Annotated in this window: 9 protein-coding genes, 1 tRNA gene, 2 pseudogenes, 1 CRISPR repeat array and 1 riboswitch; of the genes and pseudogenes, 11 read left to right on the top strand and 1 reads right to left on the bottom strand. The window is 72.3% G+C overall.

What is annotated here, in order from left to right; translation table 11 throughout:
• The first annotated feature begins 623 nt into the window (after nt 1-623).
• Nucleotides 624-1,393, top strand: a pseudogene (locus tag ABZ801_RS24790) (transposase family protein).
• Nucleotides 1,394-1,409: 16 nt separating this feature from the next.
• Nucleotides 1,410-2,528: a CRISPR direct-repeat array (repeat unit 29 nt; unit sequence GTGCTCCCCGCGCACGCGGGGATGGTCCC).
• A 278-nt stretch (nt 2,529-2,806) separates the two neighbouring features.
• Nucleotides 2,807-3,306, top strand: a pseudogene (locus ABZ801_RS24785) (transposase family protein); the annotation flags it as partial.
• 190 nt (nt 3,307-3,496) lie between these two features.
• On the opposite strand, the gene ABZ801_RS24780 reads toward ABZ801_RS24785, so the two are convergent.
• Nucleotides 3,497-3,570: transfer RNA gene (locus ABZ801_RS24780), tRNA-Pro, on the bottom strand.
• 185 nt (nt 3,571-3,755) lie between these two features.
• Here ABZ801_RS24780 and ABZ801_RS24775 point away from each other — a divergent pair.
• From ABZ801_RS24775 to ABZ801_RS24735, 9 genes are all read left to right on the top strand, one after another.
• Nucleotides 3,756-4,523 (top strand): serine hydrolase, encoded by a 768-nt coding sequence (locus tag ABZ801_RS24775; RefSeq protein ID WP_360701825.1) that lies wholly within the window; start codon nt 3,756-3,758, stop codon nt 4,521-4,523.
• A 240-nt stretch (nt 4,524-4,763) separates the two neighbouring features.
• Nucleotides 4,764-4,914: riboswitch (cyclic di-AMP (ydaO/yuaA leader) on the top strand.
• An 11-nt stretch (nt 4,915-4,925) separates the two neighbouring features.
• Entirely contained in the window at nt 4,926-5,642 is a 717-nt protein-coding gene (locus tag ABZ801_RS24770) for a CHAP domain-containing protein (RefSeq protein ID WP_360701823.1), read from the top strand.
• 240 nt (nt 5,643-5,882) lie between these two features.
• Nucleotides 5,883-8,708: a CDP-glycerol glycerophosphotransferase family protein gene (locus tag ABZ801_RS24765; protein ID WP_360701821.1), complete on the top strand. Its 2,826-nt coding sequence runs from the start codon at nt 5,883-5,885 to the stop codon at nt 8,706-8,708.
• Nucleotides 8,701-9,987, top strand: a complete 1,287-nt coding sequence (locus ABZ801_RS24760) for a glycosyltransferase (protein ID WP_360701819.1) — start codon at nt 8,701-8,703, stop codon at nt 9,985-9,987. Before ABZ801_RS24765 ends, ABZ801_RS24760 begins: the two co-directional genes overlap by 8 nt.
• 642 nt (nt 9,988-10,629) lie before the next feature.
• Nucleotides 10,630-12,498: a SpoIIE family protein phosphatase gene (locus ABZ801_RS24755; protein WP_360701919.1), complete on the top strand. Its 1,869-nt coding sequence runs from the start codon at nt 10,630-10,632 to the stop codon at nt 12,496-12,498.
• Nucleotides 12,499-12,551: 53 nt separating this feature from the next.
• Nucleotides 12,552-13,766, top strand: a complete 1,215-nt coding sequence (locus ABZ801_RS24750) for an acyl-CoA dehydrogenase family protein (protein ID WP_360701816.1) — start codon at nt 12,552-12,554, stop codon at nt 13,764-13,766.
• Nucleotides 13,763-14,548 carry an SDR family oxidoreductase gene (locus ABZ801_RS24745; RefSeq protein ID WP_360701813.1) on the top strand — a complete coding sequence of 262 codons (786 nt, stop codon included), beginning with the start codon at nt 13,763-13,765 and terminating at the stop codon, nt 14,546-14,548. The genes ABZ801_RS24750 and ABZ801_RS24745 overlap by 4 nt, the downstream gene beginning before the upstream one ends.
• A 13-nt stretch (nt 14,549-14,561) precedes the next feature.
• Nucleotides 14,562-15,179 carry a TetR/AcrR family transcriptional regulator gene (locus ABZ801_RS24740; RefSeq protein WP_360701810.1) on the top strand — a complete coding sequence of 206 codons (618 nt, stop codon included), beginning with the start codon at nt 14,562-14,564 and terminating at the stop codon, nt 15,177-15,179.
• Between the two features lie 16 nt (nt 15,180-15,195).
• On the top strand, nt 15,196-16,350 hold the full coding sequence (locus ABZ801_RS24735) for an acetyl-CoA C-acetyltransferase (protein WP_344959242.1): 1,155 nt from the start codon (nt 15,196-15,198) through the stop codon (nt 16,348-16,350).

The raw sequence follows: 16,350 nt of genomic DNA, 5'->3' as shown, positions 1-16,350 counted from the left end.
GCGAGAGTGCTCCCCGCGCACGCGGGGATGGTCCCGAGCCCACCAGGCCGAGCAGCGCGCCGTCGAAGTGCTCCCCGCGCACGCGGGGATGGTCCCAGCCGAGCCTCCGCTGCGAGAACGGAGCGAGAGTGCTCCCCGCGCACGCGGGGATGGTCCCGAGCCCACCAGGCCGAGCAGCGCGCCGTCGAAGTGCTCCCCGCGCACGCGGGGATGGTCCCTGGGCCAGCCTTATCCGGAAGTCGGGCCCATAGTGCTCCCCGCGCACGCGGGGATGGTCCCGTGGGGATCGACTGGGACGAGGACGGGTTCGAGTGCTCCCTGCGCACGCGGGGATGGTCCACCGCACCCACCAGGGCGCCCAGCCCCAGCGCCGTGCTCCCCGCGCACGCGGGGATGGTCCCCCGGGTGCGGGTGTGGGCCCCTGGTAGAAGGAGTGCTCCCCGCGCACGCGGGGATGGTCCCGACCGGATCATCGCGACCTGCTCAGTCCGGCAGTGAGCCCTTTCCGTCCTGATCTGGCTGGTCACAGGCTGGTTGCGAGGCGCGGGAAGCGATCATGACGTGGCGAAGCTCCTGGTAGATGCGGAGTCGACCAAGACGAACCGCCCTGCCAGGAGCTTCTGGTGTTGTTCTATCGCGCTGCGCTGGATCTGTCGCCCGCGACCGGCAGATTCGTAGCCGGCCTCATCCGTGACCACCGACGCCGAATCGGATCGCGCTGGCGGGTGCTGCCACCCGGCCGCCAGGCGTTGCTGGTCTTGGTGCATCTGCGGCGGAACGAGACCTTCGCCGGCCTGGCCGCGGCGTTCGGGATCGGTGCCGCGACCGCCCACCGGTACGTCACCGAGGTGGTGAACCTGCTCGCCGAACTGGCACCTGACCTGCGGCAAGCGTTGCGGATCGCGGCCCGCAAGGCGTACGTGATCCTGGACGGCACCCTGGTTGCACCGACCGTCTCTCGGGCGAGAACGACCGGCTGTACTACTCAGGGAAGCATCGTCGGCACGGAGTGAACGTCCAGTTCCTCACCGGTCCCCACGGCGAGTTGATCTGGGCGTCGCCCGCGCTGCCGGGCTCGACCCACGATCTGACCGCCGCCCGCGCGCACGGCATTGTCCAGGGCCTGACCGCGCGGGCGATCGCCTGCTACGCCGACAAGGGGTATGTCGGCGCGGGCGGCGCGATCGGCACCCCGTACAAGCGGAAAAAGGGCCGCAAGCTCGGCAAACGCAAAAAGCTGTTCAACCGGGACCATGCCTGCACTCGCGCGCTCGGCGAGCAAGGCGCCGCGACGCTCAAGGGCTGGCACATCCTTCGGAAGGCCCGCTGCTCACCCAGCCGCCTGACCGCCATCGTCCAGGCCATCCTCACCCTTCACCACCAGGCCAGATGAAGTTGGAATCAACTCAGTGCTTCCCGCGCACGCGGGGATGGTCCCGTCAGCGTGGCGCCCAGGGCGTCGAGCAGGACCTGCTCCCCGCGCACGCGGGGATGGTCCCCCGGACTTGCTCTACCTCGGCCCCATCTACAAGTGCTCCCCGCGCACGCGGGGATGGTCCCGGCCAGCACGCGACGATCTCTCACCGTGAGCTGTGCTCCCCGCGCACGCGGGGATGGTCCCAGGTGCGCCGTCCACACGATCCGGTCGGCGTCGTGTTCCCCGCGCACGCGGGGATGGTCCCCACGGCCGCCCGTTCAGGATGCAGCACGCGAGGTGCTCCCCGCGCACGCGGGGATGGTCCCGTCACCGGCATCGGGCAGTGGGCCCGCGCCGAGTGCTCCCCGCGCACGCGGGGATGGTCCCGCCTTCGCCCGGTCGGTGGGGTTGCGGGCGGCGTGCTCCCCGCGCACGCGGGGATGGTCCCCATTGACGGAGACTGGCTGCGGGATGTTCAGTGTGCTCCCCGCGCACGCGGGGATGGTCCCACCCATCGCGTCCCGGGCCGGTGGAGATGCCGGTGCTCCCCGCGCACGCGGGGATGGTCCCGGCGGCATCGTCAAGATGTGGAACGCCGTAGCGTGCTCCCCGCGCACGCGGGGATGGTCCCCGGGGCCAGAACCTGTACCGCACGGCGGGCGGGTGCTCCCCGCCCACGCGGGGATGGTCCCCCCCGGGTGTCCGACCCGAGACAGGGCGTCAGTGCTCCCCGCGCACGCGGGGATGGTCCCGGCTCGACCAGGCCGACGCGCGCGCCGCCGATGTGCTCGCGCGCACGCGGGGATGGTCCCGGCTCAGGCCGCGACGCGATGGCCCGCGTCCAGGTGCTCCCCGCGCACGCGGGGATGGTCCCTTCCCGGCCAACCCCGGCCACGTGCTCGTGATGTGCTCCCCGCGCACGCGGGGATGGTCCGGCGCGGGAGATACAGACGTGAAGCGTCGAGTCGTGCTCCCCGCGCACGCGGGGTGGCCCCCGGTCCCGGGGACCCTCAACACGCATCGACGCTCCCCGCGCACGGCGGGGAGGGCCCCTGACCGGTGAGGCCACCATCGCGGCCGGTGTGCTCCTCGCACACGCGGGGATGGTCCCGGCGGCGTGCATGGCGGACAGCCGGTTTGGTACGGCGGCGGCATACTCGCCGCTGACCTGATCCTTCCCACGCTTCGGCGCCGTTGCGGACGCGACCGTCCACAGGCTCGTCGGGCGTCCACGGACTACCGTCCGGTATCCGGTCGGGATATGCCCCGGCGGCCCGCCCGGCCGTACTGCGGACCGTCGTCTGCCAAACCGCCGACGCGTCCGGACGCCGGAAGAACTCTTTGACTTGCTCCCGGATGCTGGGATCTTGGGGCGGCTTTGCTGGCGTCCGCGCTCCCGGGCTGCGTGCGGCGCTGCGGCGCGTTTAGGCCGACGGGCACGCCTATCTGGTGCTGGACGGCACTCCCGATCGGCCGTGTGGCCGTCGCCCGGCTGTTCTACTCGGGAAAGCGCAAGAAGCACGGCATGAGCCTGGAGGTCATCGTCACTCTTGGCGGCGACATCGTGTGGGTGTCGGGGCGCAGCCGGGCGCGTGGTGATGTGACTGCGGCTCGCATCTGGGGGTGTCCTGGGCGAGTTGCGCGCTGCCGGAGTGCTCGCGCTGGGCGACAAGGGCTACTGGGGCGCGGGTGAACCGTTGATCACGCCGTACAAGGGGGAGGGTGAGCCGGAGTCTCAGGAGGGTGCCAACCGCGCGCACGCCAGGTTGCGCGGCCGCGGCGAACGAGCCCATGCCCAGTTGAAGACCTGGCGCGTCCTGCTCAAGCTGCGCTGCCCGCACAAGGCCGGCTGCCTCGCCGGGGCCATCCACGTCCTGCAACACCGTGAGATCGCCGCCGCCGCCAAGGATGAAAAGCGCTCAGTGAACACAATGCGTTGGGGGAGGCGTGCCGTCGGGTGCTGTGTGAACCGTTCTCGTGCGGGGAGGGGGTGCCGGGTTCGCTAACGAGCGGCTAACAAATGATCAAGAGGCCGTGTTCTCGATCTTGAGAACCGGCCTCTGACCTGCTACTTCTCTGTCGGGACGGCGGGATTTGAACCCACGACCCCTTGACCCCCAGTCAAGTGCGCTGCCAAACTGCGCTACGTCCCGGCGCCTGCCGCAGCAGGCGTGATTACTGTAGCGCAGTCTGCGGGGTCATGCGTACCGAGATAGCGGGAGCCTGGGCTCGGGTGGGCCGGGTCGGGGTGGCTCTGGTGGCGGCGTTCGGGGTGGTTTGTGGGTGTGACCAGGGGGCGGAGCGGACGCCGGGGGCTGGGCCGGTGAGTGGTGGGGCGGTGGAGTCGACCCAGAAGGCGACGCAGCAGGCGACGCAGAGGGCGACCCCGAAGGTGGCCCGGGAGCCGGTGGTGCCTCGGGGAACACGGGCCGGGTACGTGGTGTTCGACCGGGAGAGCCGGAGGACGGTGCGGGAGTACCGGGCGCACCGGGTGTTCCGGTCGGCGTCGGTGGTGAAGATCCTCATCGCGCTCGATCATCTGGAGCGGAGCCGGGAGGCCGATCCGCGGCTGGGGCCGATGCTGCGGTCCAGCGATGACGCGGCGGCGACGGCGTTGTGGCGGCGGGGTGGGCGCGGGGCGATCGTCGAGCGGATGGCGCGGCGGATGGGGCTCACCGACACCAGGCCGCCGCCGACGGACAAGCCGGGGTTCTGGGGGTACACCGCGCTCAGCGCCGCGGACGTGGTGAAGACGTACCGCTATCTGCTGGAGAGGGCGCGGCCCGAGCACCGCGAGGTCGTGCTGCGGGAGCTGCGCAGGGCCACCAGGCGGGGGACGGACGGCTACGACCAGTACTTCGGGATTCCGCGGGCCGTGCCGAAGCCGTGGGCGGTCAAGCAGGGCTGGTCGGGCTTCGGGCAGGGCGCGTCCGGGGTCGTGCCGGGGGATCTGGGGCTGGGGCGGCCGGTCCTGCACACGACCGGGCTCGTGGGGCCGGGGGAGCGGTACGTCGTGGCGGTGCTCACGCTGCAGCCGGCGGGGACGTCCTACCCCACGGCGGCCGCCAGGATCACGGCCTTGACCCGCCAGGTGTGCGCCTTGTGACAGCAGGGGGGAATGGGGGGCTCGTTCCTGGTGTTGTTGCAGGTCAGAGTGCCTTTACGTTTTTTGCCCTAGCGTGGGCATCTGATAACGTCAGGCCCGAATCCCGCGACGCGCGCCATGCGTCGTGGCCCGTCGTGACCCGGGAGGGACCGGGGCGCGACCGTGGCGCGCGGGAACGCGCCCCCCACCGAGATCAGACCAGTGAGCGGCCGCCGTGGGCAGCGGTGGCCGTGGCCGAGTCCGTGTCCGTCGCCTGAGCGAGGACCGGAGCCGGGGACCCAAGTCGGGCCGAGCAGGCCCCGGGGTGAATCGGCGCGTCGACGATGCGCGCCGTAGGGCTCTTCCATGCCCGAATCCGTCAGCTAACCCGGTAGGCGCCATGGGAGACAAGGAGTTCTCTGCATGCCCGATCGAATCGCTTCTCAATCCCCCGAGGCTCGTCTGGGCGTGGGCGTCGCCATGGGGACGGTGCTGGCCGGAGCCGTCGGTTTCGCCCTCATCGCTCCTTCCTCGAACGAGGAGCCGCAGGTCAAGGGGCCTATCGCCCAGGCACAGGTGGAGAAGGCGCACAGGAGTGTCGCCATCGGTGAAAAGCCCGAGGGCTACGCGGTTCCGATCCGCAAGGTCGAGCCGTCCGAGGCGATCCGTCTGGCCCTGGAGCAGGTCGGTGTCAAGGAGGGGCCGGACCGGCAGACCAAGTACCACGACTGGTTCGTCTCGACGCCCAACGCGAAGATGACGGCCAAGCGTGACGGCGGGTTCAGTGTGGACGCCTACAACGGCGCCGAGTGGTGCAACATGTTCGTGTCCTGGGTCGGTGCGCAGCTCGGTGTCAAGGACATGGGCTGGGACGCCTACACCGTCCAGCACGCCAAGTGGTTCGCCAAGAAGGGGCGCTGGGGCCACAAGGCCAAGCCCGGGGCCGTGGTGTTCTTCGACTGGCAGAACGGGTCCGGGGGCGGCATCTACGGCATCGACCACGTCGGCCTGGTCGTCGAGGACAACGGGGACGGCACCATCACCACCGTTGAGGGCAACACCAACAACGCCGTGGAGAAGCGGGTGCGTCCCAAGTCGCTCGTCGCCGGGTACGGGTACCCGGACTACGACGCCGACTGACGATCGGCGGGCAGCGGAGGGCGTCCGGCACGCGCCGGGCGCCCTTTGTCGTCCTGAATGCCGCAATCATTCACTTTTTTTGTGGTGTCTTCTACTCCGTCGTTGCGGTGGCCGGAAAGGTATCCGGCACGCGGGCAGGGACGGGGGGAGGACACGTCCATGAGGGCAGGGCCGCACGGGCACGTCCCGTCTGGGCGCCTCCTGCCCGGCTCCCACCGGCCTGGTCCGCGCGGCCCTGACGTGAGCGTGGTCGTGATCGCCTTCAACGACGCGGGTCGGCTGCCCCGGGCGGTCGGTTCGGCGCTGAGGCAGTCGCTCAGCGCTGTTGAGGTGGTGGTCGTGGACGACGGGAGCACCGACGGGACGGGGCTGGTGGCCGAACGGCTGGCCGCCGAGCATCCGGGACGGATGCGGGTCGTGCGGCTGCCGGTCAACTCCGGCGGGTGCGGCCGCCCGCGCAACGCGGGCGTGGAGCGGGCACGCGGCCGGTATGTGATGTTCCTCGACAGCGACGACGTCCTGGACCCGCACGCCTGCCTCAACCTGCTGACCACGGCCGAGGACACGGGCGCCGACCTGGTCTCCGGGCTGTGCACGCGCGTTCACATGGACCGGGTGCGCAAACGGGAGCGCCCCTGGTACCCGTGGCTCTACCAGCGGACGGCGGTCTACGGCGCGCTGTGCGACAACCCGGACCTGCTGTACGACACCCTCGCCACCAACAAGCTCTACCGGCGCGCCTTCCTGGAGAGGCATGGGCTGCGGTTCGCGGAACGGCTGCACTACGAGGATCTGCTGTTCACGGCGGAGGCGTACCTGGCGGCGTCCCGTACGGCGCTCATTCCGCATCGCGTCTACAACTGGCTGGTCGAGCCCCATACGCGGTCGATCTCCAGCCGGCGTTCGGAACTGGCCAACTTCGCCGACCGGCTGGAGATACACCGGCGCATCGACGCGCTGTTGCGACGGCACGGTGACGAGGAGTTGCGGCTCGCCAAGGACGTCAAGTTCGTCAACCACGACCTGCTGCTCTACATGCGCGATCTGCCGTGCCGCGACGCCGTCTACAGGGAGGGTTTCCGTGCACTGGCCGCCGACTATCTGGCCGGCCTCGACCCTCGGGTCTACGAGGCGGCCAGCCCCATGGCCGCCATCGCCGCGTACCTGTTGCGTGAGGGCGACCAAGACGGGGCGTTGGCGGCGGCGGAGTATCCCGTGCTCGGTGCCGAATTGGTCCAACACGACAAACGTGTCTTCTGGAGCGGGCGGTATGCCTCGTCGCGCGAAGCGCGCCGGATTCTGGACGTGACGCATCTGGGGCTGCAGCAGTGCCCGCTCAGTGAGCTTCGCCCCCTCAATGTGGTCACCGGGCTGACGGTGCGGGACGGCCGCGCGCGCTTGCGCGGGCACGTTCTGAATCCCCTGGGCAGGGTGGCGGGGGACGCGACCATGACAGCGAGCCTTGAGTTGTCCGCCAGGCTGAGGCCCCGGCGGGTCTTCCGCGTCACCGCGACCGTCACCCACGCGGGGGATCGGCTCCTGTGGGCGGCGGACTTCGATCCGGTACGGCAGGTTGGTCCCGTGGGCGTCGCCGACGCGGTGTGGGACGTGCGGCTGCGCCTGAACGTGGACGGCGAGGAGGTCGTCACCCGTCTGTCCGGCAGGGAACTCGGCGGTGCGGTGGAGCACGTGCTGTTGCCGGTGCGTCCGCGCCTTTCACGACTCGCGGCCGGGAGTCTGCGTCCCTACATCACCACGAGGGGGAATCTGGCCTTCGTCCTGCATAGGAGCGGACGCGCGTGGCGTACCGCCCGGGCGGCCGCGAAAGCGCCGCTGGGGCGTCGTGCTCTCCGTAGCGCCCGCCGCACGCTGAGAGCCGCGCGACGCCTCCACAGGGCGGCCCGGCGTGCGGTCACGTCCCGTACCACCAAGACGGCCGTGTTCAACCACGTGCTGAGCCGGCTGCCCGTGCGCACGGGCACCGTCGTCTTCGAAAGCCACATGGGACGCCACTACGCCGACAACCCCAAGTACATCCATCGTGAGCTACGCCGGGCAGGGGTTCCGGTACGGGCCGTGTGGGCGTACGACTCCTCACCCCGGGGCTTCCCCAAGGACGCCGTGCTGGTGCGCCGGAACTCGTGGGCGTACCACTGGGAGCTGGCCCGAGCCCAGTTCTGGATCGACAACCAGGGATTCCCCGGCGGGCTGCGCAAGCGGCCGCAGACCACCTACATCCAGACCTGGCACGGTTCGGCCTTCAAGCTGATGGGCTTCGACCAGCCCCGGATCAAGCGCGCCGGGCGGGCCGAACGCGCGCGGCTGCGTCGCATGGTGGAACGCTACGACTGCTTCCTGATCCGCTCGCGGCACGATGTCGACACGCTCGTCAGAGGTCTCGGCGTACGCGCCGAACTGGTGCCGGCCGGATATCCGCGCAACGACCCGCTCGTCAATGCCGATCCCGACGTGGCCGCGGAGGCGCAGGCGCTGCGCCGCTCCCTCGACCTGGACGACGGGCGGCGGGTGGTGCTGTACGCGCCCACGTTCCGCCGTGGCCCGGACGGGGAGCCGGTGCGCCACGTCGACCCGCCGATCGAGCCGCGGCGGTTCGCGCGCGAGTTCGGCGACGTGATGGTCCTGCTGGTACGGCCGCACTACCTGTGCCGTACCCGGCGGCCCGCGGCAGCCGGAATCCGCGCCCTCGACGCGGGCCGCCTGCCCGACGTCACGCCGCTGCTGCTGCTCGCCGACGCGCTGATCACCGACCACTCGTCCCTGATGTTCGACTACGCGCTGCTGGACCGGCCGATGATCCTGCACGTGCCCGACCCGCAGACGCTGGGCGGCGGCTACTTCGACCTGACCGAGCACGCCCCGGGCCCGGTCACCGCCACCGAGGACGACCTGGTGGCCGCCCTCGCCGACCTGGACTGCGTCGGCGCCCGATACGCCCGGCGCCGCCGCGCCTTCGTCCAGCGGTTCGGCGAGTACGACCGGGGCACCGCCGCCCGCGCCGTCGTGGAGCGGTTCTTCACCACCAGGGAGGGGGCCCGCGATGGCTGAGCCCAGGGACGTCTTCATCGTGTGCAACAACACCGACGCCGTGGGAGGCCTGCAACGGTGGGCGCATCACCTCGCGCGCCTGCTGGCCGGGCGCGGGCACCACGTCACCCTCGTCGGCGTCACCCACGCCGCCGAGCGGCACGACTACGAGGCGGACGGCTCGTACGCCGTCGTCACCCTGCACGAGCAGTGGCGGCCCCCCATGATGGCATGGCGCCCCCACTCCGTGCGTCAGCGCCTCAACGTCGCCGCCTACGGGCGCGACCTGTGGCGCACCAGGACCCTCCGCCAGGGGGCGGCGCGCCTGTCGGAGCTGTTCGCCGGGGCGAGCCCCGGCGGCGTGGTCATCGCGGCGCAGGTGTGGGCGATGGAGTGGGTCCGTGCGGCCGACACCACCGGGCTCAAGGTCATCGGCATGACGCACGAGTCGTACGAGGCCACGCGTCAATCGTCCCGCTATCCCCGCGTCAGGGAGCTGTTCGCCCACTGTGACCGCCTGCTGGCGCTCACCGCCGAGGACGCCGACGCCTGGGCGCGCGACGGCATGACCAACGTCGGGCACATGCCCAACCCCCTGCACGTCACGCCGCGCCGCCTGCCATCGCTCGACGCCCCCATCGTGGCCTGCGTGGGGCGGCTGTCGGCCGAGAAGGGCGTGGACCTGCTGCTGGAGGCGTGGGCACGGGTCGCGTCCCGGTACCCCGGCTGGCTGCTGCGCGTGTACGGGGCCGGACCCGAGGAGGACGAACTGCGCCGCCAGGTCGCCTCGATCCCCGAGATCGCCACGTCGGTGGAGTTCCGCGGGGTCGTCTCCGACGTCGAGACCGCGCTCGCCGGCTCCTCGATCTTCGTCCTGCCGTCCCGGGCCGAGGGGTTCCCGATGTCGGTGCTGGAGGCGATGGCCTACGGCCTGCCGACCGTGGCCTTCGACTGCGCCCCCGGCGTCCGCGCCCTGCTCACCGACGGGCAGGACGGGCTGCTCGTGCCGCCGGGCGACACCGCCGCCCTCGCGGCGGCCCTCGGACGGCTCATCCGGGACGACGCCCTGCGCCGGGCCATGGGGGCGCGGGCCCGCGCGTCGGTGGAGCGCTACCGTCCCGACGCCGTCCTCGACCGCTGGGAAAGGCTCTTCACGTTGCTGCACCGGAACGTGCCGATCGTTTCCGAGCCGATTCCAGAAACATCTTTTGCTGACGAGGAATTTACTGGTCCATGGCGGCGGAGCAGAAGATCTTCAACGGGCGTACGTGCTGGTGATGCCTCCGAGGAGGACTCTTGACCCTGGCTTTGTAGTACCGCAGTTCCCGCCCCTCGACCGGTTTGTCGACGATGCCGACACTCATTGCGGTTCGTCCTATATTCCGGTGTTGTGGAAATCGTGGACGCGGGGTGGAAGCGGCCGCCCGGTGGGCGGTCGCGGCCGGACGACGTAGCCGGACAGGCCGGACCTGGGACGGAGCGCGCCCAGTCCGCCGCCGGGCGGGCGGGGCACGCCGCCGGGGCGGTCGGCGCGGGCTCCTCCACGAACGGCGAGCCGCGGCTTCCGGCGGGCGGCAGACGCCCCCGGGACGCCGCGCCAGAGGCTCCCGGAGAGCCGGTGCGGGCGGAGCCGCCGCCCAAGGTGCCGGGCAAGGTCACGCCGTCGGACGCGCCGGCGTCCGACGACGTGGACGACGCCGCCCAGCCGGACGGCGGCCCTCCGAACGAGAGCAAGCCCCCACGGGCCACCAAGCCTGCAAAGGAGGCGCAGCCCGCTGCGCCTGGACCCACCGCCGCGCCGGAGCAGGCGGCGGCCTCAGAGCAAGCTGAGGGCCAGGAGACGGGTGTACCTGAGGAGGGGGCTGCTCCCGGTCAGGCGGGGACCCGCGACGAATCCGGTGAGGCCGCGCGCGCTGCTGAGCCGGGGCGGCGGCGCGTGCCGATGCTGCAGGGGATGCAGGCCGCGGCGCGTGGACGCGCCGTGATCGCCGAGGCCCGTGTGGTGCTGGCCGACCGGCTGGGCTGCCAGCCCGGCGAGGCCCTGCAGCACCTGATCTGGCTGGCCCGCGACCTCGGCATGGAGCTGGAGGAGACGGCCGCGCTGCTGGTCGGGGACCGTCCGGCGGCCCGGGAGACGGGCGGCGACGCGTACGCCGTGGTCCGGGAGAGCGCGCTGAGGGCGCGGCGGCGCACCACCCCGCGCGGCGACACCGATCCGATGGTGGCCGTCGAGGAGCTGCTGGGCCGGCCGATCACCGAGGACGCCGAGGCCGACGCCGACCTGCTGGCCGCGACCCCGGACGACCCGGTGGCGCGGGCGATCCTGGACGCGGCGATCGTCTCGGCGGCCTGGCTGGTGCCGGTCCGCTCGCCCGAGGGGCGTGTCGTCGACTTCGTCTACGCCGCGCTCAACGAGCACGCCGTGGACCCGTTCGGCCGCGGCATCCGCGAGCTGCGGGGGCGCCGGTTGCTGCGCGCCGACCCGGGCGCGGTGCTGAGCGGCCTTTTCGCCGCCCACGTCGACGTGCTGGAGACGGGACGGCCGTTCGCCCGCGGCCCGTTCTCCTACACCACCAGCCGTAACGGCACTCCGCGCACCATGCGGCTCACCATCCGGTCGGTGCGCGTCCCCACCGGTATCTGCCTGATCTGGCGCTTTCACGACGAGGAGGAGCGCACGGCGCGGCGGCTGGAGCAGGCCGAGCGGCTGGCGCGCATCGGGTTCGCGGAGTGGGACGTGGCGACGGGGGAGCAGGACTGGTCGTCGCAGATGCTGGCCAACTACGGCCGCACGGAGCAGGACGGGCCGGTCACGCTGAAGGAGATATCCGAGGTCGTGGTCCCCGAGGACCTGCCGCTCGCCGAGGACGCGCTGCACACCGTGCTGGACCGGCGCGAGTCCGTCCAGTACGAGCACCGCATCCGCACCCCGGACGGCGAGCGGCGGCACCTGTGGCTGTACGCCGAGCCGGTGCTGGACTCCTCGGGCCTGCTGGTCGGCGTGCGGATGCTGACCCAGGACATCAGTCACCGCCGGTCCCTGGAGGGCGCCCTCGCCGAGACCCGCCGCGACCTGCTGCGCCTGCAGGGCCAGTCGGCCCGGGAGCGGCAGGTGGCGCTGGCGCTGCGCCGCGCGATCCTGCCGCCCGACCTGGTGCTGGCCGGGGCGAGCGGGCTGAGGGCCGCGGTCCGCAGCATTCCCGCCGAGAACACCGCGCGCATCGGCGGCGACTGGCACGTGACGCGGGTGCTGTCGGACGGGCGGGCCCTGTTCGCCGTCGGGGACTGCAGCGGCCACGGCCTGGCCGCCACCGCCGACATGGCGCGCATGCGGCACGGGCTGCTGGGCCTGGCCTACACCGGCGAGTCCGCCGGACGCCTCATGGGCTGGCTGAACGACCTGGCCAACGACCAGGAGCCGACCGCCACCGGCACCGCCGTGATCGCGCACTTCGAGCCCGAGACCTGCCGCATGAAGTGGGCCACCGCCGGTCACCCGCCGCCGCTGCTGGTGCGCGACGGGCGGGCGCGGCTGCTGGACGACACGCCCGACCCGCTGCTGGGCGCCTTCCCCCGGCTGACGTACCGGACGCTGACCACGCAGCTGCAGCCGGGCGACGTGGTCGTCCTCTACACCGACGGCCTGGTGGAGCGGCGCGACAGCGACCTGGACGAGCAGATCGACCGGCTGGCCCGGATCGTCGAGAAGCACGACTGCGAGCCGGACCGGCTGCTGGACCTGGTGCTGACCCGGATGGGCTACGACCCGTTCGCCGACGACACCACGCTCTTCGTCGTCCGCGTGGCCTAGCCGCCGGGGCCGGGGCGATATTTTCTAACAATCGTTTGGTAGAGTCCTCCGGTGTGAGGACGCGGTACGGGACGGGCCGGGCGCCGGGCCGGGAGAGCGCGGCGGACCGCGCCTTCCGCGCCGAGGTCCGCGACTGGCTGGAGACCAACCTGGCGGGCGAGTTCGCCGGCGCCCGGGGCCTCGGCGGGCCGGGCCGCGAGCACGAGGCGTTCCCGGCCCGGCTGGCGTGGGAGCGGCACATGGCCGCCGCGGGCTGGACCTGCCTCGGCTGGCCGGTCGAGCACGGCGGACGCGGCGCCACCGTCGCCCAGCAGGTGATCTTCCACGAGGAGTACGCGCTGGCCGGCGCGCCCGCCCGGGTCGGCCACATCGGGGAGAACCTGCTCGGCCCGACGATCATCGCGTTCGGCACCGACGCGCAGCGCGCCCGGTTCCTGCCGCCGATCGTCGCGGTGGAGGAGCTGTGGTGCCAGGGCTACTCCGAACCGGACGCGGGGTCCGACCTGGCGGGCGTGCAGACCCGCGCCGAGCTGGTCGGCGGGGAGTGGCGCGTCACGGGGCAGAAGGTGTGGACGTCCCTGGCGACGGAGGCGGACTGGTGCTTCGCGCTCTGCCGCACCGAACCCGGGTCCGCGCGGCACGCCGGGCTGTCCTACCTGCTGGTCCCGATGCGCCAGGACGGGGTGGAGATCCGCCCGATCGTGCAGATGACCGGCACCTCGGAGTTCAACGAGGTGTTCTTCGACGGCGCCCGCGCCGACGCCGCGAACATCGTCGGCGCGCCCGGCGACGGCTGGCGGATCGCGATGGCGACGCTCGGCTTCGAACGCGGCGTCGCCACGCTCGGCCAGCAGGTCGGGTTCCGCCGCGAACTGCAGGGCGTGGTCGAGCTGGCCCGCCGCACCGGCGCCGTCGACGACCCGCTGCTGCGCGACCGGCTCACCCGCGCCTGGATGGGCCTGGAGATCATGCGGCTGAACGCGGTGCGCACCATGGCGGGCGTCGCCTCGGGCGCCCCCGGCCCCGAGTCGTCCATCTCAAAGCTGGTGTGGGGGACGTGGCACCGGGAGCTGGGGGAGCTGGCCATGGACGTCCTCGGCGCGGCCGGGCTCGTCGCCGACGGCGAACCCTACGACCTCAACGACTGGCAGCGGCTGTTCCTGTTCTCCCGCGCCGACACCATCTACGCCGGGTCCAACGAGATCCAGCGCAACATCATCGCCGAGCGCGTGCTCGGCCTGCCGCGCGAGCCGAAGGGGACCGCATGACCGAGGCGATGCCGCGGTACGTGGAAGGGCACGGCCTGCTGCGCGACCGCGTCGTGGTGATCACGGCGGCGGCCGGGGCCGGGATCGGCGGTGCGACCGCGCGCCGCTGCCTGGAGGAGGGCGCCGCCGTGATGGTGTCCGACGCGCACGAGCGGCGCCTGGCCGAGTCGCGCGCCGCGCTGGAGAAGGAGTTCGGCGCCGACCGGGTGGCCGCCCGCCGCTGCGACGTCACGTCCGAGGACGAGGTGCGGGCGCTGTACGCGGCCGCCGTCGAGCGCTTCGGACGCCTCGACGTCGCCGTCAACAACGCCGGGCTGGGCGGCACCGCCGAGCTGGCCGACATGACCGACGAGCAGTGGAACCGCGTGCTGGACGTCACGCTCAACGGCACCATGCGCTGCACCCGGGCCGCGCTGCGCATCATGCGGGAGCACGGCTCGGGCGTCATCGTCAACAACGCGTCGGTGATCGGATGGCGGGCGCAGCGCGGCCAGGCCCACTACGCCGCGGCCAAGGCCGGGGTGATGGCGCTGACCCGCTGCGTCGCGCTGGAGGCCGCCCCGCACGGCGTCCGCGTCAACGCGGTGGCCCCGTCGCTGGCGATGCACCCGCACCTGGTGAAGGTGACGTCACAGGACCTGCTGGACGAGCTGACGCGCGCGGAGGCGTTCGGCCGCTACGCCCAACCCTGGGAGGTGGCCAACGTTATCGTCTTCCTGGCCAGCGACTACTCGTCCTACATGACGGGCGAGGTGGTCTCCGTTTCCAGCCGGCATCCTTAGGAGCACACCGCCCATGAGCCCACGACGGCGCGACACCGAGGGCACCGCGGCCGCGCGCGCGGAACGGCGCGCCGAGCTTCTCGCCACCGCGGCCGAGGTCTTCGCGGCGAAGGGCTACGCCGCCACCACCGTCCGGCAGGTCGCCGACGCGGCCGGGATCCTCGGCGGCAGCCTGTACTACCACTTCGACTCCAAGGAGTCGATGGTCGACGAGATCCTCTCGACGTTCCTCAACGAGATGTGGGCCGCCTACGACCGCGTGCTGGCCGCCGGGCTCGGCGCGCGCGAGACCGTGGAGGCCATCGTCGTGGAGTCGTTCCGCTCGATCGACCGGCACCGGGCCGCGGTGGTCGTCTACCAGAACGAGTCCCGCCACCTGGCCGCCACCAGCGAACGCTTCTCCTACCTGCTCGACTCGCACCGCCGCTTCGAGCGGATGTGGATGTCGCTGCTGGAGCGGGGCGTGCGGGAGGGGGCGTTCCGCGCCGACCTCGACCTGCCGCTGGTGTACAGGTTCGTCCGCGACACCGTGTGGGTGGCGGCGAGCTGGTACCGGCACGGCGGGCGGCTGGCGGCCGACGACATCGCCAAGCAGTACCTGGCCATGGTCCTGGAGGGCATCCAGGCCTGAGGAGGGAGGCCCTAAGGTGGCCGAGGCATTCATCGTCGAGGCGGTCCGCACACCGGTCGGCAGGCGCGGCGGGGGGCTGTCCGGGGCGCACCCCGCCGACCTGGGCGCGCACGTGCTGGCGGCGCTGATGGACCGGGTGGACGCCGATCCGGCCGCGGTCGACGACGTCGTCTTCGGCTGCGTCGACACCGTCGGGCCGCAGGCCGGTGACATCGCCCGCACCTGCTGGCTGGCGGCCGGGCTGCCCGAGGAGGTCCCGGGCGTGACCGTCGACCGGCAGTGCGGCTCGTCCCAGCAGGCGGTGCACTTCGCCGCGCAGGCGGTGCTGTCGGGCACCGCCGACCTGGTGGTGGCGGGCGGCGTGCAGAACATGTCGCAGATCCCCATCGCCTACGCGATGACCGCCGCCGAGCCGCTCGGCTTCGGCTCCGGCCCGTTCGCCGGGTCCAGGGGCTGGACGCGCCGGTACGGCGACGCGGAGGTGTCGCAGTTCAACGGCGCCGAGATGATCGCCCGTGACTGGGACATCTCGCGGGAGGAGATGGAGGCGTTCGCCTACACCTCGCACCGGCGCGCGATCCGCGCGATCGACGAGGGGCGCTTCCAACGGGAGATCGTCCCCTACGAGGACGTCGCCGCCGACGAGGGGCCGCGCCGCGACACCTCACCCGAGAAGATGGCCGGGCTGCGGACCCTGGTGGACGGCGGGCGCCTCACCGCCGCGCTGGCCTCGCAGATCTCCGACGGCGCCGCCGCGCTGCTCGTCGCGTCCGAACGCGCCGTGCGCGACCACGGCCTGACGCCCCGCGCCCGCGTCCACCACATCTCCGCGCGCGGCGAGGACCCGATCCGGATGCTGTCGGCGCCGATCCCCGCGACCGCGCACGCGCTGCGCCGCGCCGGGATGAAGATCGGCGACATGGACGCCATCGAGATCAACGAGGCGTTCGCGTCCGTGGTGCTGGCCTGGCTGAAGGAGACCGGCGCCGACCCGGCCCGCACCAACCCCAACGGCGGCGCCATCGCGCTCGGCCATCCGCTCGGCGCCACCGGCGCCCGCCTCATGACGTCCCTGCTGCACGAACTGGAGCGCACCGGCGGCCGCTACGGGCTGCAGACCATGTGCGAAGGCGGAGGCCAGGCCAACGTCACCATCCTCGAACGCCTCTGA

Origin of the sequence: Actinomadura sp. NPDC047616, assembly GCF_040642915.1 — a bacterium.
In the GTDB taxonomy this organism is placed as follows: Bacteria; Actinomycetota; Actinomycetes; order Streptosporangiales; family Streptosporangiaceae; genus Spirillospora; species Spirillospora miaoliensis.
The sequence above is the reverse complement of the archived record's forward strand: the minus strand, read 5'-3'. Positions and strand labels throughout refer to the sequence as shown.

Bases quoted from the DNA above. Each gene is read 5' to 3' on its own strand.
- ABZ801_RS24770 (WP_360701823.1), top strand. From the start codon at position 4,926: ATGCCCGATCGAATCGCTTCTCAATCCCCCGAGGCTCGTCTGGGCGTG.
- ABZ801_RS24760 (WP_360701819.1), top strand. From the start codon at position 8,701: ATGGCTGAGCCCAGGGACGTCTTCATCGTGTGCAACAACACCGACGCC.
- ABZ801_RS24755 (WP_360701919.1), top strand. From the start codon at position 10,630: ATGCTGCAGGGGATGCAGGCCGCGGCGCGTGGACGCGCCGTGATCGCC.
- ABZ801_RS24745 (WP_360701813.1), top strand. From the start codon at position 13,763: ATGACCGAGGCGATGCCGCGGTACGTGGAAGGGCACGGCCTGCTGCGC.
- ABZ801_RS24740 (WP_360701810.1), top strand. From the start codon at position 14,562: ATGAGCCCACGACGGCGCGACACCGAGGGCACCGCGGCCGCGCGCGCG.